At 68.3% G+C, this 17,659-nt stretch carries 22 protein-coding genes; 8 read left to right on the forward strand and 14 right to left on the reverse strand.

Annotated elements, in window-relative coordinates:
- Positions 1-94 precede the first annotated feature (94 nt).
- The 4 genes from AC5JCN_RS02500 to AC5JCN_RS02515 all read right to left on the reverse strand — a co-directional run bounded on the left by AC5JCN_RS02500 (position 95) and on the right by AC5JCN_RS02515 (position 2,956).
- Complete coding sequence (locus AC5JCN_RS02500) at positions 95-904, reverse strand: TetR/AcrR family transcriptional regulator (protein ID WP_495753420.1); 810 nt, start codon at positions 902-904, stop codon at positions 95-97.
- Between the two features lie 63 nt (positions 905-967).
- Positions 968-1,804: a pyrroline-5-carboxylate reductase gene (proC, locus tag AC5JCN_RS02505; RefSeq protein WP_495753421.1), complete on the reverse strand. Its 837-nt coding sequence runs from the start codon at positions 1,802-1,804 to the stop codon at positions 968-970.
- Between the two features lie 81 nt (positions 1,805-1,885).
- Entirely contained in the window at positions 1,886-2,389 is a 504-nt protein-coding gene (locus AC5JCN_RS02510) for a type III secretion system chaperone family protein (protein ID WP_495753422.1), read from the reverse strand.
- Positions 2,390-2,689: 300 nt separating this feature from the next.
- Positions 2,690-2,956 carry an accessory factor UbiK family protein gene (locus AC5JCN_RS02515; protein ID WP_495753423.1) on the reverse strand — a complete coding sequence of 89 codons (267 nt, stop codon included), beginning with the start codon at positions 2,954-2,956 and terminating at the stop codon, positions 2,690-2,692.
- 133 nt (positions 2,957-3,089) lie between these two features.
- Between AC5JCN_RS02515 and lgt the strand changes: the two genes are divergently transcribed.
- The 3 genes from lgt to pgeF are packed head-to-tail and all read left to right on the forward strand — an operon-like array spanning position 3,090 to position 5,790.
- Positions 3,090-3,929 carry a prolipoprotein diacylglyceryl transferase gene (gene lgt, locus AC5JCN_RS02520; protein ID WP_495753424.1) on the forward strand — a complete coding sequence of 280 codons (840 nt, stop codon included), beginning with the start codon at positions 3,090-3,092 and terminating at the stop codon, positions 3,927-3,929.
- Positions 3,926-5,026 (forward strand): class I SAM-dependent methyltransferase, encoded by a 1,101-nt coding sequence (locus AC5JCN_RS02525; RefSeq protein ID WP_495753425.1) that lies wholly within the window; start codon positions 3,926-3,928, stop codon positions 5,024-5,026. The genes lgt and AC5JCN_RS02525 overlap by 4 nt, the downstream gene beginning before the upstream one ends.
- Entirely contained in the window at positions 5,023-5,790 is a 768-nt protein-coding gene (gene pgeF / locus AC5JCN_RS02530; RefSeq protein WP_495753426.1) for a peptidoglycan editing factor PgeF, read from the forward strand. The genes AC5JCN_RS02525 and pgeF overlap by 4 nt, the downstream gene beginning before the upstream one ends.
- Here the strand turns inward: pgeF and AC5JCN_RS02535 are convergent.
- A complete protein-coding gene (locus AC5JCN_RS02535) occupies positions 5,777-6,523 on the reverse strand; it encodes an SDR family oxidoreductase (RefSeq protein WP_495753427.1) in 747 nt (248 codons plus the stop codon). The genes pgeF and AC5JCN_RS02535 overlap by 14 nt on opposite strands.
- Positions 6,523-7,374 carry a glycosyltransferase family 2 protein gene (locus tag AC5JCN_RS02540; protein ID WP_495753428.1) on the reverse strand — a complete coding sequence of 284 codons (852 nt, stop codon included), beginning with the start codon at positions 7,372-7,374 and terminating at the stop codon, positions 6,523-6,525. The genes AC5JCN_RS02535 and AC5JCN_RS02540 overlap by 1 nt, the downstream gene beginning before the upstream one ends.
- A 227-nt stretch (positions 7,375-7,601) precedes the next feature.
- On the opposite strand from AC5JCN_RS02540, the gene AC5JCN_RS02545 reads away from it, so the two are divergent.
- Together AC5JCN_RS02545 and AC5JCN_RS02550 are read left to right on the forward strand one after the other, a co-directional pair.
- The gene (locus AC5JCN_RS02545) at positions 7,602-8,228 is read left to right on the forward strand and encodes an outer membrane protein (RefSeq protein ID WP_495753429.1); all 627 of its coding nucleotides are present in this window, start codon (positions 7,602-7,604) and stop codon (positions 8,226-8,228) included.
- A gap of 280 nt (positions 8,229-8,508) precedes the next feature.
- Positions 8,509-9,183 carry an outer membrane protein gene (locus AC5JCN_RS02550; protein ID WP_495753430.1) on the forward strand — a complete coding sequence of 225 codons (675 nt, stop codon included), beginning with the start codon at positions 8,509-8,511 and terminating at the stop codon, positions 9,181-9,183.
- Positions 9,184-9,251: 68 nt separating this feature from the next.
- On the opposite strand, the gene AC5JCN_RS02555 is transcribed toward AC5JCN_RS02550, so the two are convergent.
- The 3 genes from AC5JCN_RS02555 to AC5JCN_RS02565 form a co-directional block, all read right to left on the reverse strand.
- Positions 9,252-9,854: a glutathione S-transferase family protein gene (locus AC5JCN_RS02555; protein ID WP_495753431.1), complete on the reverse strand. Its 603-nt coding sequence runs from the start codon at positions 9,852-9,854 to the stop codon at positions 9,252-9,254.
- 81 nt (positions 9,855-9,935) lie between these two features.
- Entirely contained in the window at positions 9,936-10,157 is a 222-nt protein-coding gene (locus AC5JCN_RS02560; protein ID WP_495753432.1) for a cold-shock protein, read from the reverse strand.
- A gap of 275 nt (positions 10,158-10,432) precedes the next feature.
- Entirely contained in the window at positions 10,433-11,278 is an 846-nt protein-coding gene (locus AC5JCN_RS02565) for a 23S rRNA (adenine(2030)-N(6))-methyltransferase RlmJ (RefSeq protein WP_495753433.1), read from the reverse strand.
- 121 nt (positions 11,279-11,399) lie between these two features.
- Between AC5JCN_RS02565 and AC5JCN_RS02570 the strand changes: the two genes are divergently transcribed.
- Entirely contained in the window at positions 11,400-11,810 is a 411-nt protein-coding gene (locus AC5JCN_RS02570; protein WP_495753434.1) for a flagellar basal body rod protein FlgC, read from the forward strand.
- A 15-nt stretch (positions 11,811-11,825) separates the two neighbouring features.
- On the opposite strand, the gene AC5JCN_RS02575 is transcribed toward AC5JCN_RS02570, so the two are convergent.
- From AC5JCN_RS02575 to AC5JCN_RS02585, 3 genes are all read right to left on the reverse strand, one after another.
- Positions 11,826-12,452, reverse strand: a complete 627-nt coding sequence (locus AC5JCN_RS02575; protein ID WP_495753735.1) for a ribonuclease T2 family protein — start codon at positions 12,450-12,452, stop codon at positions 11,826-11,828.
- Positions 12,453-12,511: 59 nt separating this feature from the next.
- Entirely contained in the window at positions 12,512-12,958 is a 447-nt protein-coding gene (locus AC5JCN_RS02580; protein ID WP_495753435.1) for a hypothetical protein, read from the reverse strand.
- A gap of 96 nt (positions 12,959-13,054) precedes the next feature.
- Positions 13,055-13,993 (reverse strand): extensin-like domain-containing protein, encoded by a 939-nt coding sequence (locus AC5JCN_RS02585; protein WP_495753436.1) that lies wholly within the window; start codon positions 13,991-13,993, stop codon positions 13,055-13,057.
- A gap of 103 nt (positions 13,994-14,096) precedes the next feature.
- Here AC5JCN_RS02585 and dapB point away from each other — a divergent pair, with 103 nt between their 5' ends.
- Complete coding sequence (gene dapB / locus AC5JCN_RS02590; protein WP_495753437.1) at positions 14,097-14,900, forward strand: 4-hydroxy-tetrahydrodipicolinate reductase; 804 nt, start codon at positions 14,097-14,099, stop codon at positions 14,898-14,900.
- Between the two features lie 55 nt (positions 14,901-14,955).
- Here dapB and AC5JCN_RS02595 read toward each other — a convergent pair whose 3' ends face one another.
- Both AC5JCN_RS02595 and AC5JCN_RS02600 read right to left on the reverse strand, forming a co-directional pair.
- Positions 14,956-15,456, reverse strand: coding sequence for a DUF2852 domain-containing protein (locus AC5JCN_RS02595; RefSeq protein ID WP_495753438.1), 501 nt, complete (start codon positions 15,454-15,456; stop codon positions 14,956-14,958).
- Between the two features lie 87 nt (positions 15,457-15,543).
- Positions 15,544-16,233, reverse strand: coding sequence for a TetR/AcrR family transcriptional regulator (locus AC5JCN_RS02600; protein WP_495753439.1), 690 nt, complete (start codon positions 16,231-16,233; stop codon positions 15,544-15,546).
- Between the two features lie 116 nt (positions 16,234-16,349).
- Here AC5JCN_RS02600 and AC5JCN_RS02605 point away from each other — a divergent pair, with 116 nt between their 5' ends.
- Positions 16,350-17,603: an amidase gene (locus tag AC5JCN_RS02605; protein WP_495753440.1), complete on the forward strand. Its 1,254-nt coding sequence runs from the start codon at positions 16,350-16,352 to the stop codon at positions 17,601-17,603.
- The last annotated feature ends 56 nt before the right edge of the window (positions 17,604-17,659 follow it).

Here is a 17,659-nt window from a genome sequence, read left to right on the forward strand (position 1 = left end):
GCGCGGTCCGGGGACCTAAGACGCGCGGTCCGGGAGCGCGGGTCTTCAGACCCGCACTTTTTCCGTTCCCGGTGAGGACAAAAATCAGCGGCAGCTACATAGCCGGCGCATAATCCTCGTCGGGATCGTCGTCGTAGCGCTTGCGGTCCTCGTCGCGGTCGCGGCTGGCGCGCTCGCGGAAGCGGCGCGGACCCTCGGCGACACGTTGGAACATGGCCCGGAAGGGCGATGCGATGCGGCACAGGTCGGACAGCGCGCTGGCGTTGCGGCCGGCACGCTCCAGCTCCTTGTCCAGCGCCGCCATGGTCCTGGACAGGCCGGAATCATCGTCGCGGAACCAGGTGTCCATGACGCGGGCGAAGAGCAGGACCGCGCCCTGCACCTTCAGCGCTCCGGCGGGGCCCTCGGTCGAGATCCCCGCTGCCGCCAGCATGTAGCGCTGGCTGTTCAGGGCGACCTGGTTCAGCGCGGCGATGCTCAGCGGATCCATGCGGAGGTCGCGCGAGATGGCCTTCAACGCCGCCTTCTGCGGCGTCATCGCGTCGAGCCGGCGCATCAGCACGTCAAACAGACGCTCGCGGACGCTCTCACCGACGAGGTCGTCGGTAGTGCCCTCCAGTACGATCTTGTCGATGCGCCGCGTATAGGCACCGAGGATGGCGCCCTTGGAAGGAAAGAGGTCCCTCAGTTCCGCCAGCGTGACGCCTGCTTCCTGGGCGATGTCGCCCAGTTCGATCTCGTCCCAGCGGCGGTCCTCCGCCAGCCGGAACAGCGCGTCGATGACGCGGTCGCGTGGGCTGCCGGACGGCGGCGGTGACGCGGCCTCCGAGGCTGCTGCCGCCTTCTCGTTGACGGAGCTGGTGCGGGAGGCCTTGCTCCCGCGTGGCTTGGGTTCGCGCGCCATTGTCGTTCTCCGATCCCGTTCAACCCCCAAGATAGGGCGCGGGGAGCCCGCGCGCCAACCCGGTCAGCCCGAGAGTTCTCCGGCGCGCCGTCTTGCCGCGGCGACGGCGCGGCGCATCAGCCCGTCGAGGCCGTCGTCCACCATCAGCACTGCCAGGGCCGCGGCTGTCGTCCCGCCGGGGGAGGTGACGTTCTCGCGCAGGGTCGAGGGCGCGAGGTCGGAGCGGTGCATGAGCTCTCCCGCCCCCTCCACGGTCGCCCTCGCCAGCCGCTCCGCCAAGTCAGGCGGCAGGCCTTCCGCCTCGGCGGCCCGGGCCAGGCACTCGGTGAGGTAGAAGACATAGGCGGGCCCGGACCCGGAGACCGCCGTCACGGCGTCGATGAGGTCCTCGCTCGCCACCCATTCGACGCGGCCCACGCCCGACAGCAGGGCGTCCGCCACGTCGCGCTGCGCCTTCGACACCTGCGGGCTCGCTGCCGCACCCGTGATGCCGCGCTGCACGGAGGCGGGCAGGTTGGGCATGGCGCGCACCACCGCGGCGGCATCGGGGAGGCGGGCCTGGAGGTCGCCGATGCGCTTTCCGGCCAAGATGGAGAGCACGAGCGTGCGCGGCCCGGCGATGGGGGCGAGGTCACCCGCCGCCTCGTCCAGCATCTGCGGCTTGATGCCCAGCACCAGCACCTCCGGCGGGCGGACAGTGCCGCGCGACGGGTTGAGAGCGATGCCATGCTGTTCGCAGGTTGCGGCCAGCAGCGTCGAGGCGTGCGGATCAATGATGGTGATGCGTTCGCCCGAGAGCCCGCCTCGCAGCCACCCCTCCAGCATCGCTCCGCCCATCTTGCCGCAGCCGGCGAGAACGAGGGAGGACGGCAGCGGCGATATCGGATGGGCGATGGTCATGGCGGCCTCGAACTGGAACGGGAGCGCCGTTCCTTATCGCCCGCCGCCGGGTCCGCTGTCACCGGAGAAGAGAGGCGCCTTTCAGGCCTCGCCGACGGTCTCGAACATGGCACCCTCCATCGCCTCGCGGGGGCTCTTGCCGGCCCACAGGACGAACTGGAAGGCCTGGTAGTGGCGGTCGCACGCGTCGGTGGCCAGCTTCAGCAGCGTCTCGCATTGCTGCCCGTTGGGCTCGACGCCGCCAGCCAGCAGGAGGGAGTGGCGAAACATCACCACCTCCTCGCTGCTCCACAGGTCGAAATGCCCGACCCAGAGCTGCTCGTTGATGAGCGACACGAGTTCCAGCACGTCCGACCGCCGGCGTGCGGGGACCCGCAGGTCGAAAGCGCAGGCGATGTGCAGCGCCTCCATCTCGTCGAGCCAGGTGAATGCGATGTGGTAGTCCGTCCAGGCGCTGGCGACGGAGACCGAGATCTCGTTCTCGTCGGCGCGGTCGAAGGACCAGTCGCGGATCGTGGCGAGCCTCTCGACGACATCGAGCGGGTGCTCGCTGCGTTCCGCGACGTCCACTTCTATAGATGGCATGCCGACCCCGGCTGGTAGTTCAGGTTGATCTGGCGACCGTTGACGCTCGTCGAACACCTGCCGCGGCCACGCCGAGCGGACCGCGGTCATCTTCGCCTCTACTTGCCGATTCAACGCTGAATCGACGAAGAACAAGGCGAATCACCTCTCGAACCGACCATAGCGCGGGCGAGTCATGCCGCACAACGAGCGAGATGGACCGTCTGGGATTCGCCCTTCGGGGGCAATCAGCACGGCTGCTCGGTCCACAGCGGATGCGAAAACGATCCCCGCCCGGTTGAGCGCGTGCTTAACCGCTCGTCAAGATTTTGAGGTGGCTTCGACAGCCGCCAAACGGGCCTCGAGCGCGGTGATCCGCTCGGCCAGGCGGTCGTTTTCGTCGCGCGCCAGGATGGCCATCTCGCGGACGGCCTCGAACTCCTCGCGGCTGACGACGTCCATGTCGCGGATGAAGCGCTCGAACTGGGCACGCACCACGCCCTCGGCTTCGCGTCGCACACCCTGGGCCATGCCGGCCGCGTCGGTGAACAGGCGGGCGAAATCGTCGAGAAGGCGGTTCTGGGCCATGGCGGTCTCCGGGTCGGACGAGCGCTCTCTAGCACCTTTGCCGCTCGCGTTCACGTGTCCGTCGCGGCGCAGGCCGACCTTGACGCCCCGGCAGCGCCGTCGCATGCAGGCGGCCTCGCGCGGCGGGAGGACTATGGGCAATTTCCTGACATTCTTCCCGGATCACACGACTTTCGTGGAGATCGGGCCGCTCGCGATCCGCTGGTACGCGCTCGCCTACATCGCCGGCCTCGTCGGCGGCTGGTGGGGGATGCGCCGCATCGTCGCAACGGACCACTACTGGAGCCCGGCGCAAAAGCGTCCGACGGCGATCGACCTCGACGATCTGCTCGTCTATGCGGCGGTCGGCGTCGTGCTCGGCGGCCGGCTTGGCCATGTCTTGATCTACGGGCTGCCCTACTACGCCGCCAATCCGCTCGAGATCCTGAAGGTCTGGCGCGGCGGCATGGCGTTCCATGGCGGCCTCATCGGCGTGCTCGTCGGCACCTGGCTCTTCGCGCGCAGCCGCGGTCTGTCGCTCCTCTCGCTCTTCGACCTCTTCGCCGTGGTTGCGCCGTTCGGCCTGTGCCTCGGCCGCATCGCCAACTTCATCAATGGCGAGCTGTGGGGACGGCCGAGCGACCTGCCCTGGGCCATGGTGTTTCCCAATGCCGGGCCCGAGCCGCGCCATCCCAGCCAGCTCTACGAGGCGGGGATGGAGGGGATCCTGCTTTTGGGCGTCATGCTCGTGCTGCTCAGCCGCGTCGGCATGCGCCGGCCGGGGCTGCTGGCCGGGGTCTTCGGCATTGGCTACGGGCTGGCACGCATCGTCTCCGAATTCTTCCGCGAGCCGGATCCGGACAGCGAGCGGCTGGGGCAGGTGCTGACGATGGGCATGGCACTGTCGCTTCCCATGCTGATCGCAGGTGCCGTGCTCGTCTGGCGCGCCATGGCGCGGCCGCGCGCCGGCGAGGAGAAGGCGGCGACCGCATGAATGCGCTGGCCGCGGAGATCGACGCCATGATCGCGGTGGAGGGGCCGATGTCGGTCGCCCGCTACATGGCGCTGTGCCTGGGCCATCCCGCTCACGGGTACTACATGCGCCGTGATCCGCTGGGGGCACAGGGCGACTTCGTGACCGCGCCCGAGATCTCGCAGGTCTACGGCGAGCTCCTTGGCCTGTGGTGTGTCGACACCTGGAGCCGCATGGGTAGCCCGACCAGCTTCGTGCTCGCGGAGCTCGGCCCCGGCCGGGGCACGCTGATGGCCGACATGCTGCGGGCTGCCCGTGTCGTTCCCAATTTCGCGGCGGCGGCGAGCCTGCACCTCGTCGAGACCAGTCCGGTCCTGCGCGAGCGCCAGCGCGACACGCTCGCGGCGTCGGGGCTGACGCCGCGCTGGCACGACTCACCGGAGACCCTTCCGCCCGGGCCGGCCGTGATCGTCGCCAACGAGTTCTTCGACGCGCTTCCCGTGCGCCAGTTCGTGCGGGCCGTCGACGGCTGGCGCGAGCGGCTCGTCGGGCATGACGGGGAGGGACGGCGCATTTTCGGCCTCTCCCCGGACCCGGCGCCCGGTGTCGAGGTCGAGGCGCCCCCGGGAACCGTGATCGAGGTCGGGGAGGCAGCCTACGCTCTGGCCGCCTCTCTGGCGGGCCGCATCTCGACGCAGGGCGGTGCTCTCCTCGCTGTCGACTATGGCCATGTGCGGCCCGGCTTCGGCGAGACCTTCCAGGCGGTTCGGGCACACCGCCCTGCCGATCCGCTGGCCGAACCGGGGGAGGCCGATCTCACCGCCCATGTCGATTTTTCCGCCCTGGCCCGCGCCGCGTCGCGCGCAGGAGCACGGGTGCACGGCCCGGTTCCGCAAGGCGAGTTCCTGGTGGCTCTGGGTGCGCGCGAACGCGCGGAGGTTCTCGCCCGCCGCGCGGCGCCCGGGCAGGCGGAGGCTGTGCTCTCCGGCGTGGAGCGACTGGTCGGCCCGGGCCCGGCCGGCATGGGCGATCTTTTTAAGGTGCTCGCCATCACCGCGCCGGATGTTGCACCGGCCGGTTTCCCGCCCGCCGACCCTGTTCAGGAACCTGTGCCGTGAAGATCGTGTCTCCTGATCTCGACCTGCCTGGCGTCGCGCACGCCTTCTTCACCCGCCAGGGCGGCGTTTCCGAAGGCATCTATGCGACCCTGAACGGCGGACAGGGCTCCTCCGACGACCAGTCCCTCGTGCAGGAAAACCGCAGCCGGATGGCGTCGGCGCTCGGCGTCGCTCCCGCGAACTTCGTAAGCGTCTATCAGGTCCACTCACCCGACGTCGTCGTCGCCGATGGGGCGTGGGCGGGCGAGAGGCCAAAGGCCGACGGCATGGTGACCAACCGGACCGGCGTCGCGCTCGCCATCTCGACGGCCGATTGCGGGCCGGTCCTCTTCGCCGACGCCGCGGCGGGGGTGATCGGCGCCTGCCATGCTGGGTGGAAGGGCGCTTTCACCGGGGTGGTCGAGTCCACCCTGGAGGCAATGGAGCGCCTGGGCGCATCGCGGCCCGGCATCGTCGCGGTGCTCGGTCCGACGATCAGTGCAGCGGCCTACGAGGTCGGCCCGGAATTCGTCGAGCGGCTCGTCTCGGCCGATCGCGGAAACGCACGCCATCTCTCCCCCTCGCCGCGCGAGGGACACGCCATGTTCGACCTGCCCGCCTATATCGGCAGGCGTGCGAGAGAGGCGGGCGTGGGGCGCTTCGTCGACCTCGGCCTGTGCACCTATGCCGACGAGGGCCGTTTCTTTAGCTACAGGCGCACGACACACCGCGGCGAGCCGGACTATGGGCGCCTCATCTCGGCCATCGCGCTTACGGAAGTATGATGTCCGGCGTGCGCCAGCCGATGTGCTGGCCTCCGTCGACGGCGATCAACTGGCCGGTGACGCCACGGGCCCGGGCTAGATAGAGCACCGCTTCCGCGATCTCCGCGGGATCGATGCTGCGGACCAGCGGAATGCCTGCCGCCTCCCGTCGCAGGCCTTGTTCCCCGTCATGCTGGTTGGGCAGGGTCGGTCCTGGCCCGACGGCGTTGACGCGGATATCGGGAGCGAGCGCCTGGGCCATGGTCGTCGTCGCGGCGTAGAGCGCTGCCTTGGCGAGCGTGTAGGAGAAGCACTGCGGCGTCAGCTTCAGCACGCGCTGGTCGACGATGTTGACGATCGAGGACCCCGCCGGCGCCTGCGCGGCGAAGTCCCGCGCGAGAAACACCGGGGCGCGCAGGTTGACCGCGTGATGCGCGTTCCAGAGGTCGTCGGAGACGGTCTGCAGCGAGTCGGCCCTGAACAGCGAGGCGTTGTTGACGAGCAGCGTCAGGGGCCCGAATGGTGCGGCAGCGTCCTTGATGAGTGGCCCGGTGGCGCCGGGATTCTGGAGGTCCGCCTTGACGCATGCCGCCTCGCCCCCTGCGAGCCGGATGCGGCCGGCGAGTTCTTCCGCCTCCGTGAGCGAACCGTTGGCGTGGATCACGACCCGCCAGCCTTCCGCGGCAAGGCGGGAGACAATGGCGGCTCCGATACGTCTGCCGCCGCCGGTGACGAGAGCGACGCCCGGCGGCATCACGGAGCGTCCTTCCGGACGGCCGCAATGCGCCGGGCCTCGACCCGCCGCTCTTCGAGCCGCTTGGCCTCGAGATGCTTGGCGACGCGGAGATAGCGGTAGAAGGCGAAGTTCATGGCCGTCATGAAACCGTAGGCGCCACGCAGGAAGTGGCGGCGGAAAACATAAGCCTTGAAGAAGTTCGCCGGAAACTCGGCGATCAGCCGGAACATGGACAGGCTTTCACCGCGCGCCATCAGGTCGTCCACGAGCGCGTCAGTGTAGCGGTTCAGCTTGTTCATCTGGTCGCCCAGGGAGCGCACCGAGAAGTGGTGGATCGTCCCCCGCAACCGCGCGACGCGCGCGCCGGGGACGAGGTCGACGCGGTCATGGACCGGCGATGGATTGTAGCTGCCCTTGTCGCGCCGGTAGAGCCGTACCGGGGACAGCGCGTAGGCGAGGGGATGCGGCGCACCTTCGCCCGGGAAGATCTCCGCGATCCGGATGCGATAGGCGTCCGCCGCCGGCTGGCCATGGGCGAAGAGGCTGGCGATCTCGGCGGCGAGGTCGGGTGGGATCACCTCGTCCGCATCGATGTTGAGCATCCAGTCGTGCCTGCACAGCGTCTCGGCATGCCGCTTCTGCGGTCCGTAGCCGGCGAAGGGATGCTCGACGACGCGCGCCCCGGCGGCGGAGGCGACCTCCTGCGTTCCGTCGGTCGAGCCGGAATCGACGACGAGAATGTCGTCGGAGATGCCTCGCACGGCCTCGATCGTCCGGCCCACGCGGTCTGCCTCGTTCTTCGTGATGATGAAGACCGAGAGCGGCGGCAGGGCTGGGGCGGCCACGGGCGGGGCGGAGGGCTGCGGCATCGGGTGGCCATTGCCACGTCTTCGTCCGCGCCACAAGAGCGTCCGGGTCTGCCGGAGCAAGGCACAACCTGCCGCGTTGCCGCCGCAGGTATGAAGCGCGGGTGAACACAGACGCTACATGTTTACCGACTGATTACCGTAGGAAGCGGTTAGGGTTAAACGATTGCCGGAAACGGCGTATCCCCATCCTCACGACGGTGTCGCGGCCCCGGCCGATGAGGATTCCGATGACCTTCAAGCGTTCGATTTGCATGGCGGCATGTGCCGCGGCGTTTTTCCCGGCTTCAGTGTGGGCCGGAGATCTTCCCTCGCGCTCCACCTATGTTCCGCCGGCCGAAACCTACAGGCCCGTCACCAACTGGCAGGGACCCTATGCCGGCGTCCATGTGGGTGGTGGCGTCGGCCGGGTAGGGCCCACCAACACCAGCGGCGTGCTGGGCGGCGTGCAGGGCGGCTACAATGCGCAGTTCGACCAGGTCGTGGTGGGCGGCGAGGCGGACCTGACGCTCTCCGACGTGCGCAACAAGAGCTGGTCCGAGAAGTCGCGCGAGAATTGGACGGGCACGGCGCGCGCCCGCGCAGGCTACGCCTTCGGCAATGTCCTGGCCTACGGCACCGGCGGTCTGGCCGTTGGCGGACACTCCTACTCCAACCAGTACGGCAAGACCGACACTACCGACGTCGGCTATGTACTGGGCGCCGGCGCTGAGATGCAGGTCCACCAGAACGTCACGCTTCGCGGCGAGTACCTCTACTACAACTTCAGCGGCACGGATTATCCGACCTCGCGCGGGGTGACGGGGGTCGACACGCACACCAATGTGTTCCGCGCGGGTGCAAACTATAAATTCTAGTATAGGTTGTATTTTCGCGTGCTATCGTTCTGTTCAGCGAAGTGATAGCGCGTCTAACCGGGCGCTCCGAGGCTTTCTTGGGGCGCCTTTTTGTTACCTTTATTTCTCATTGATGAAGCAAAATCATGCCGTTATTGGCGCTTAATTGTGCCACGATCTCGATACAGCTTGTGAGATAGCGGACACAGACGCTGGACGCATCTGGAATTACATAGCCGCCAACACAAGCGTGACTGGACCCTCCGTTTGAAGGGGGCCCATTGCTAACCGGAGTATCGCCATGACTTCTTTCAGGACCGGCGCAGCCGCCCTCGCCATTGCGGTTGCATTCTCCACATCCGCTTTTGCCGCGGATCTGCCGATGCGCACCGCGCCGCCGGCCGCGCCGGTGGTTTACGCCCCTCTTTTCACCTGGACGGGTGCCTATGTCGGCGTGAACGCCGGCTATGGCTGGGGACAGGTCAAGGGCGCCAGTGCCTATTTCGATGATCCCACCGGCTTCGTCGGCGGCGCGCAGATCGGCGCCAACTACCAGATGCCGAACACCAACTTCGTCATCGGCGCCGAGGCCGACATTCAGTACGCGGGTCTCGAGGCAAAGACCAACGGAGCCGGCTACGCAGCGCTCGGCGAGGCAAAGCAGCAGGTCGAGTGGTTCGGCACCCTGCGTCCGCGCGCCGGCTTCGCGCTCGACCGGACGCTGCTCTACGTGACCGCCGGTCTCGCCTACGGCAACCAGAAGCTCAGCATCCCGGGCTACGCCTCCGGCACCAGCACGGATATCGGCTGGACCGCGGGTGCGGGCGCGGAGTACGCGTTCACCAACAACATCACGGCGAAGGTCGAGGGACTCTATGTCGATCTCGGCAAGAGCGATCTCGTCCCGGCCGCCCCGGTCACCAAGTCGGGCACCGAGTTCGGCGTCGTCCGCGCCGGCCTGAACTACAAGTTCTGAGCCTCACAAACACAGAAGCAGAAGGGCCGCGCATCGCGCGGCTCTTTTCGTTCGTTCTCGACCCGTCCTCAGTGCGGCGCTGTGTCGGCGAAGCCGGGCAGGAGCGACGAGAAGGAGCCGAACCAGTCGACCAGCGACGGATGTTCGCCGCGCCACTGGCCGGCGAAGCGGAAGTCGAGATAGCCGAGCGTGCAGGCAAGCGTGATCGCCGCGATGTCCGGCTTCGCGGAGAGTGCGGGCGGCGAGGCGGCGAAGGCCGCCAGGCCACGCGTTACCTTGCCGGCCTGATGATCGACCCACCGCGCCTCGCGGCGGCTCTCCTCGCGGAAGCGGTTCTCGTAGATCTGCAGGATCGCGGCGTCCATGATGCCGTCGGCCAGCGACTGGCCGCGCAGGACGCTCCAGCGCGTCGGCCCCTTTGGCAGGACGATGCCGCCCCCGGCGCGGTCGTCCAGGTACTCGACGATCACACGGGAGTCGTACAGCGTCTCGCCGTTTTCGAGGATGAGGGTCGGGATCTTGCCCAGCGGGTTCTGCTGCCGCAGCGGTTCACCGGCGTCCATCGTGTCGGCCACGCGGATGTCGATGTCCTTCATCAGATCGAGGACGAGGGCGGCGACCTTGACCTTGCGGCCAAAAGGCGAGGCGGGAGCTGAGCGTAGAATCATCATGGCCGGATCATGCGCAGGCCCTGCCGCCACGGCAAGGGCAGCAGGGTTCCCCGCAGTCCAGGGCTCTCCGCCCTGGCCAACTCAGCCTTCAGCAAGAATGACGAGATTGACCGCCTTGGGCCCCTTGCCCTTCTTGTCGGGTTCGACCTCGAAGGACACCTTTTGACCCTGGTCGAGCGTGGGCAGGCCGGCACGCGACACCGCAGTCACATGAACGAAAATGTCGCGTCCGCCGTCGTCGGGCTTGATGAAGCCATACCCCTTCTCGGCATTGAAGAATTTCACCACGCCCTCTTGAGACATCCATCAACTCCCTGACCGGCGCGTGGGCCGCCCCCTCGCGCCATCCCCCAATCGAAAGGGCCGTTGCCCGCACACGCGCGCCCGGGGGGCCGTAGTGGACCGCACCAAACTTTTGCGCATGTCAGATATTATGTCCTGCAAGAACCGGCTCTTGGCAAGACCAAAGCTATCTTTGGGAAGGCGGGTTCTTTAAATCGATTATTGTACTGATGCGGGATGTCAATTTTGATCTTGGAATTTGGGTTCGCGAACGCGCGGCGTGCGGAATAATCTATTTATCTCAAAGGTTTGATGGTCACCCGAGCGCCGTCGCCTTGCTTCAGGATTGGAAGTAGCGCATCCAGCATCGACCGGCATTCGGTCGCGAGCGTCCAGGGCGGGTTGACCACCACCAAGCCGCAACCGTTCAGCTGCTTCGGATCCGACGCAGCGCGGACGAGCAGTTCCAGAACCAATCCCTCGCGAGGACCCGCGGCTTCGGCGACGCTGGCCACGAAAGCGGCGGGACGGCCTGGGTCCTTGATCGGATACCAGAGCGCGTAGATGCCGGTCGCGAAGCGGGCCAGAGCCTGCCTGAAGCCTTCCTCCATGCGCGCGAACTCTTCCGGATCCTCGAATGGCGGGTCCACGAGGATGAGCCCGCGCCGCTCCTTGGGCGGCAGGTGCGCCTTGAGCGCGGTCCAGGCGTCCTGATGCAGCACGGTCACGCGTTTGTCGCCGGCCATCGCCTCGGTCAGCGCCGCCAAATCGGTGGGGTGTTTCTCCGTGACGATGACCCGATCCTGCCAGCGCACCAGCCGGCGGGCGATCTCGGGCGAGCCAGGATAGAGCGTCGGGCCCTCTTCCATCCTCAGGGCGGCGATCGTTTCGAGATAGGGAGCGAGGAGAGCTGCGGCCTCGGCGGGGAACTGGGCGCCGAGGACACGGCCGATCCCTGCCCGCCACTCGCCTGTCTTTTCCGACTGCGGACCCCCGAGATCGTAGATGCCGACGCCGGCATGGGTGTCGAGCACGCGGAATGGCGTTTCCTTGCGGCCGAGATGGACGAGGATCCGGGCGAGAATGGCGTGCTTGAACACGTCCGCGAAGTTTCCGGCGTGGAAGGCGTGGCGGTAGTTCATGCTGGTCCGCGGCTTTCGGGTGCGAGGGCTGAGCAGGATGGTGGGCTATTCCCTAGCATTTTCACGATCCACTTCAGCTCTCCACAAGGCGCACGTGGCAGAACCGTGGAGAGGTTCCTTCATGTCCATGTCCGCCTTAGGCATCGCTGTCACCGGAATGCGCGCCGCCGAGGCGCGGCTCGAGGCTGCGAGCGCCAACATCGCCAATTCCCGCAGTGGCGGCGCCGTGCCGGGAACCGATGCACCGGCAGGGGCAGGGCGCGTGTTCCAGCCCGTGAGGCTGCAGCAATACGAGGCGGGCGGGCAGGGTGGAGTCGGCTTCAACTTCAGCCGGGATCCTTCGGCTTTCATCCAGCCCTATGACCCATCCTCGCCGGATGCCAACGGGAAGGGTATGGTCGCTCTTCCCAATGTCGACATGGCCACCGAAGCGCTGAACCTGATCACGGCGAAGCTGCAATACTCGATCTCCGCCAAGGTCGCCCGCGTCGCCAGCGACATGCAGCGCACCGCGCTGGACACGATCGCCTGACGCAAAGGCTGCTTCTCAGCGAACCGGGGGTACCGTGAAGGATCCGCCGCGGCACGACCGACGGTCGACTTCGGGGCAGGTCTGGAAGCCTCGGCCGTCCTTGCTGATGCAGATCCGGACCTCCTCCAGCATTCCGCCGCTGCACGCCACGGCCATCATGTCGGTGCGCAGGCCGGGATTGGCGGCCACAAAGGCCCGTTCCAGCGAGATGGGCGTGAAGGACTGCTCGCTTCGCGGCGACACGAGGGCAGGCGGGATCGCAACCTTGTCGCGCGCCGCGCGAACCGTCTCGTAGTATTCGGTCGGGCTGAGACCGCTGCACGTTCCGTGCTTGCGCCACTCGTAGCGCGCCAGCCCCTCGTCCGGGAAGACGCCCCGCGCCGCCTCGAGCGCGATGCGCGACGGTGACCGGTTTGCCGGCGAGCACTCCGTCGGGAAGCCCCGCGTGTATTGCGGCCAGAGGCCGTGCACGACGAAGCCGAGGCCGCTGCCAGCATCGCACTGGGCGCGGCTCTTTCGGTCTCCCTCGATCTCGCAGAAGCCGGGCGACCACGACAGGGCGAGCACATAGAAATCGAAGTCGCCGGGCGGCCCGCCGCGGCGCTCGCCCCCCTGCTGTGCTTGCGCCGTTGCAGAGCCCATGAAAAAGGCCGCCGCAAGCGATGCGGCGGCCGCGATCGATCGCGCTGACACGATGGGCCTCAGGGCTGCGCCATCTTGCAGGCCGGCGCGTAGGCGAGGGAGGGATCCAGCCCGTTGATGCAGAACCGCACGCCCCAGCCCCAGCCGATCATGCCGGTATCCTCGGCGAGAACGTAGGATATCTCGCGGCGCACACCGTCCGACATCGTCACGACGCCGCGGCAGAAGCGGCGGGGGATGAAGTCGAGGCCCCACGGGCGAAAGTCGGTCGTCTTGATCGCGTCAAACCGCGCGATCTGCAGGCCGGTGTGCCAGTAGGTCGAATCGGTGTCGGAGAAGCGCGAGATGATCTTGCTGGTCACCTCGGTCGCTTCGCAGGCCGGAACACCGGTTGCGGAATAGGGCTCGGTCCAGCGCTCCGCCGGCATCCGCTGTTCTGCGGTGGCTGGCAGCGCGGCGGCGGTGACGCTCAATCCCGCGAGGACGGCCAGGGTCAAACCGCGCATCGTGCAACGCTCCTGCTTCATTTGGCGCACGATGCTAGCCGTCAACGGCCTGGTCAAGTGTAAGCAGGACACGCAACCCCGAATTCGTAAACGGCCTTAGCGGAGCGATCCCACGGTGCCCGGGGGCCTGACGCCCCGGATGAAGGGCGCGTCGACCGGCTCGTCCATCTGCGGTTCGCCGGACTGGTCGGAGGCGGCAGGCGCTGGAGGCGTCAGCGACATGCGTCCCACCGTCCCGGTCTCGCCGAGTTCCGGGTAGAGGCCGCCGATGTCCATCGGCTCCTCAGGCGCCGGCTGCCCGGACGGATCCGGCTCCTCGCGGCGCGGGGCAGGCTGCCACGGGCGCGGCGTCATCGGGGCCATGGGGTCGAGCCGCGGAGCGAACTTGATGATTGGCTTGCAGATCGTCCTGCCCCTGTTGTGGCGGGCGAGGTCGAGGTGGAAGTGGTCGCTGTGGTAGGCGTCCGCGCCTGGTCCGAGCACCGTCGAGAAGTAGCGGCAGGATCCGACGAAGACCTCGCGCAGGAACTCCTGCTCCTGTTGCGAGCCGCGCCAGCCATTCTTGACCGTGACCTCGCGTCCGTCGGCGAAACGGAAGGACATCACGTCGACGGCATTGCCGAAGCTGTGCTCGGACAGCGGAGCGCCCGACTGGTTGTTCATGCCCCGGCAGGAGTAGGAACCGGCCCGCAGGTCGGTCACACGTGCCCCGAAGTACATTTCCGCCGCCGGCTGCAGGAGTTCGGCAATCCAGCGGTCGATCTGGGGTATGATGGGGCAGGCGAGGGTCGCCCGGCTGGTCAGGTGCACCTCGCCGCCGGCGAACGCCGTGACCCGCCAGGGCTGCAGCATGCCGCAGGCCCCGGGCCCGTTGATGGTCCGGCCCGGCTCGAAGTCGGCCGAGGGCTGGACCGCCTTGGCGGCGTTGCAGGCCTGTTCGGCCTCGTCGCGCCACGGGGCGCGGCGTTCAAAGGAGAACATGCCGCAGCCCGCGAGGAGCACGAGGACGACGGAGCCTACGAGATACTTGGACACTCCGCGTCGCATGGCCGGGACAATGCGAGCGAGAGAGTTAAGCGCTTATAAACGACGCCGCGATCGAACAGAGTGGCGTCCGGGAATCGCGAGGGAGTGATCAATGCCGACACGCATCGTCCTGTGTGGCGCCACAGGCTGGGTCGGGAAGGCCCTGGTGGCAGCCATCGACAAGGCCGACGACCTGGTCCTGGCGGGAGCGGTCGCACGCTCCGCCGCGGGCCGGGACGCGGGCGAGGCCGCCGGCATCGCGCCCGTCGGAGTGACCATTGTCGAGACGATCGCGCAGGCGCTGGAGACGCCCTGCGACGTCGTCATCGACTACACCAAGCCGCATGTCGTGAAGGGCCACGCCATCGCGGCGCTGAAGGCTGGCCGCTGCGTGGTGATCGGCACCTCGGGGCTTGCCGCCGAGGATTTTGCCGAGATCGAGCAGTGTGCGCTCGGCGCGGGCAGGGGCGTGGTCGCCGCCGGCAACTTCTCGATCACGGCCACGCTGCTGAAGCGCTTCGCGCTGGAGGCGGCGAGGTATGTCGCGGATGTCGAGATCATCGACTACGCGTCGCCGGGAAAGCCGGACACGCCGTCGGGCACGGCCCGGGAACTGGCGGAAACGCTTGCCTCCGTCCGCAAGGCTGCCACCTCGAAGCCGGTTTCGGAGTTGAGCGGCGCGCGCGAGACACGTGGAGCCGCCCTCGGCGAGCCGCGCCCCGTGCAGGTCCACTCGGTGCGCGTTCCGTCCTACGTGCTCTCGTGCGAGGCGGTGTTCGGGGCGCCCGACGAGAGGCTCGTCATTCGCCATGACGCCGGATCATCGGCCGCCCCCTACGTCGCGGGGACGTTGCTTGCCGCGCGGAAGGTCACCGGCTTCGCCGGGCTGAGGCGCGGGCTCGACGCTTTGATCTGAACAGCAAGGCGGGCGCGCCTCGCAGCGCGCCCGCCTCTCAATGTCTCAGGCCTCGTCAGATGCCGGTCGGGCCGGCATCGGGATCCTGCTCACCAGCCGGCCTAGCCGGCGGGGCGCGCCGGGAGGCGAGGAACTGGTCGAACTCGGCCTTGTCCTTGGCCTTGCGCAGCTCCGCCAGGAACTCGCCGAAAGCCTGCTGCTCCTCGACGAGGCGGCGATACTCGGCTTCGAGCCGCTCGATCTCCGAGGTCTTGTAGTCCTCGAAGGCCACGTTGCCGCTGTCGCGGCGCAGTTCGTGGCGGGCCCAGCGGGGCCCCTCGCTCTTCCACGGGCCGCAGTTGAACGCAGCGCCGTTGGCGCCTGCTGCCTGCCAGCGGTTGGAACGGCCCCACCAGCCTTCCTTCCAGCCCTTCCAGGCCAGGATGGCGAGGCCGACGGGCCAGAACAGCACGAAGCCGGCGATCATTGCGGCGAGCTCGACCGGCTTCCAGCCCGATCCGCGCCGCTCCTGGCCGGATCCGGGCGAAAGAGCCCACGCGGACGTACGACAGGACATGTGTCCCTCCTCTATGTTACGAGGCTTCACATGGTAACGAATTTTCCGCGTTCAAGTGGTGGAACCGGGTTCACGCAAGCGTGATGGTCAGGTGCGGAGGGCCGCGCCGACGATCGCCCTGGTGCCGGCGAGCAGGACGGCAGCGGGATCATTTCCACATTGCGGGCCGAGATGGCCGGCGCGGGCGAGCGAGGCGACGCCGTGGGCCAGTGACCAGACCTGGAGAGCCAAAGGTCGCGGATCGAGGTCCGGACGGCCGCGCCCTGCCAGCACCCTTCCGAGACCCTGGACGAGCGCCTCGAAGGCCTGCCCGCCTGCGCCTGAGGCTTCCGCATCGCCGCTGTCCGGCGGCTCGGTGATGTTTGGGACGACCCGGTCGAACATCGCGGCGTAGAGACCCGGCTCGCGGTGCGCGAAGGCGAGATAGGCGCGGCCCATCGCTTCCAGACCATTCTCCGGATCGGGCTCGCTCTCCAGTGCCGAGGCGAGTGCGAAGCCGAAGCGCTGGAAACCTTCCGCTGCCACCTCCGACAGCAGGGCGTCGCGATCGCGGAAATGGCGGTAGGGTGCCGCCGCGCTGACGCCGGCGAGCTTGGCTGCATCTCCCAAGGTGAAACCGGCGGCCCCCCGTTCTGCGAGCAGGCTCCGCGCTGCCTCGATCAACGCCTCGCGCAGATGGCCGTGATGATAGCCGCGCCGCTGGAAGGGCCCGAAGCCCGCGCCGCCGGCCCCGGGCGGACCACAGTTTGCGCCGAAAGGTCCGCGTCGCCGATGCATGACGTCAGCCTTAGCGGAACGGCCGCCCACCAGCAATGCACCGCTGCGCTTGACCGCGCTGCCGCCCGCCGCACACTGGCGCACGGCCAAGCCGGCCCATTCTCCTGGAACCCGTCATGCTGTCCATCCTCGACATCCGCCGGCGCATCGAGGTCGGCAGGATCACGCCCCGCGCCGCCCTGCAGCAATCGCGCGAGGCCATCCTGGCCCGCAACGCGGAGCTGGAGGCTTTCGCCTGCGTCGTGGCGCAGCCAGATGAAGGCGCCGATCCCGCAGCGCCGCTGGCCGGCATCGCGACGGGCGTCAAGGATGTCATCGACACTGCGGAATTGCCGACCGAACTGGGGTGGCAAGCGATCTACGGCGGATGGCAGCCGCGCTCCGACGCGGTGGTCGTGACGCTGCTGCAGGAGGCCGGGGCCAGCGTGATCGGCAAGACGGTCACGACGCCGTTCGCCGTGCTCGACCCCGCGCCGACGCGAAACCCGCACGATCCCGCGCGGACGCCGGGCGGCTCATCCTCGGGCTCGGCAGCCGCCGTCGCGGCGGGGCTCGTGCCGCTCGCCATCGGCACGCAGACGGCCGCGTCGGTGATCAGGCCGGCGGCCTATTGCGGCGTGGCCGGCATCAAGCCCTCCTTCCGCCTCCTGCCCACCGCCGGGGTGAAGACGACGGCCTGGACGCTGGACACGCTCGGCCTCTTCGCGGCAACGGTGCCCGATCTGGCCCACGCGCTCCAGGCCATCTCTGGCCGCGAGATGGGCGATCCCGGAGCCGATCACGGCGCACCCCGGATTGGCGTCGTGCGGCAGACCTATGCGGGCAAACCGCAACCGGAAGGCGTGGAGGCTCTCGACAGGGCAGCGCGGCTGGCTGCCTCGGCCGGGGCCGCCGTGCGCGAGTTCGACCTGCCGCCGGCCTTCGCCGAGGCGTGGGAGGCGCAGTGGACGATCTACCGCTACGAGCTGCGTCGCTCGCTGGGCTGGGAATGGCGGCACCGCCGCGCAGACCTGCCGCCGCTGCTCTCCGGCATGCTGGCGGAGGGAGATGCCATCCCGACGGCCGAGTACGACCGGCTTCGCGGCGTGGCCCGTCGCGCCCGCGCGGCGGCGCGGGTCGTGTTCGAGGAAAATGGCGTGGACGTCCTGCTCACCTATTCCGCCGCGGGTGAAGCACCGGACCGTTCCACCACCGGCGACCCCCGGTTTGCCCGTGTCTTCACGCTGCTCGGCGTTCCCGCGATCAACGTTCCCGGCCTGCGGGCCCCTTCCGGATTGCCCGTCGGCCTGCAGGTCGTCGCGCCATTCGCTCGCGATGCCCGTGCGCTTGCGGCTGCGGCGTTTCTCGAAAGGGTCATTGCGGCCTCGTGAGCCGCGGGAACCGGCGGTGAAGGCGAGCGTTCGATTCGCCGCCGGGATGCCGGAAG

The organism is Alsobacter sp., from assembly GCF_059501845.1.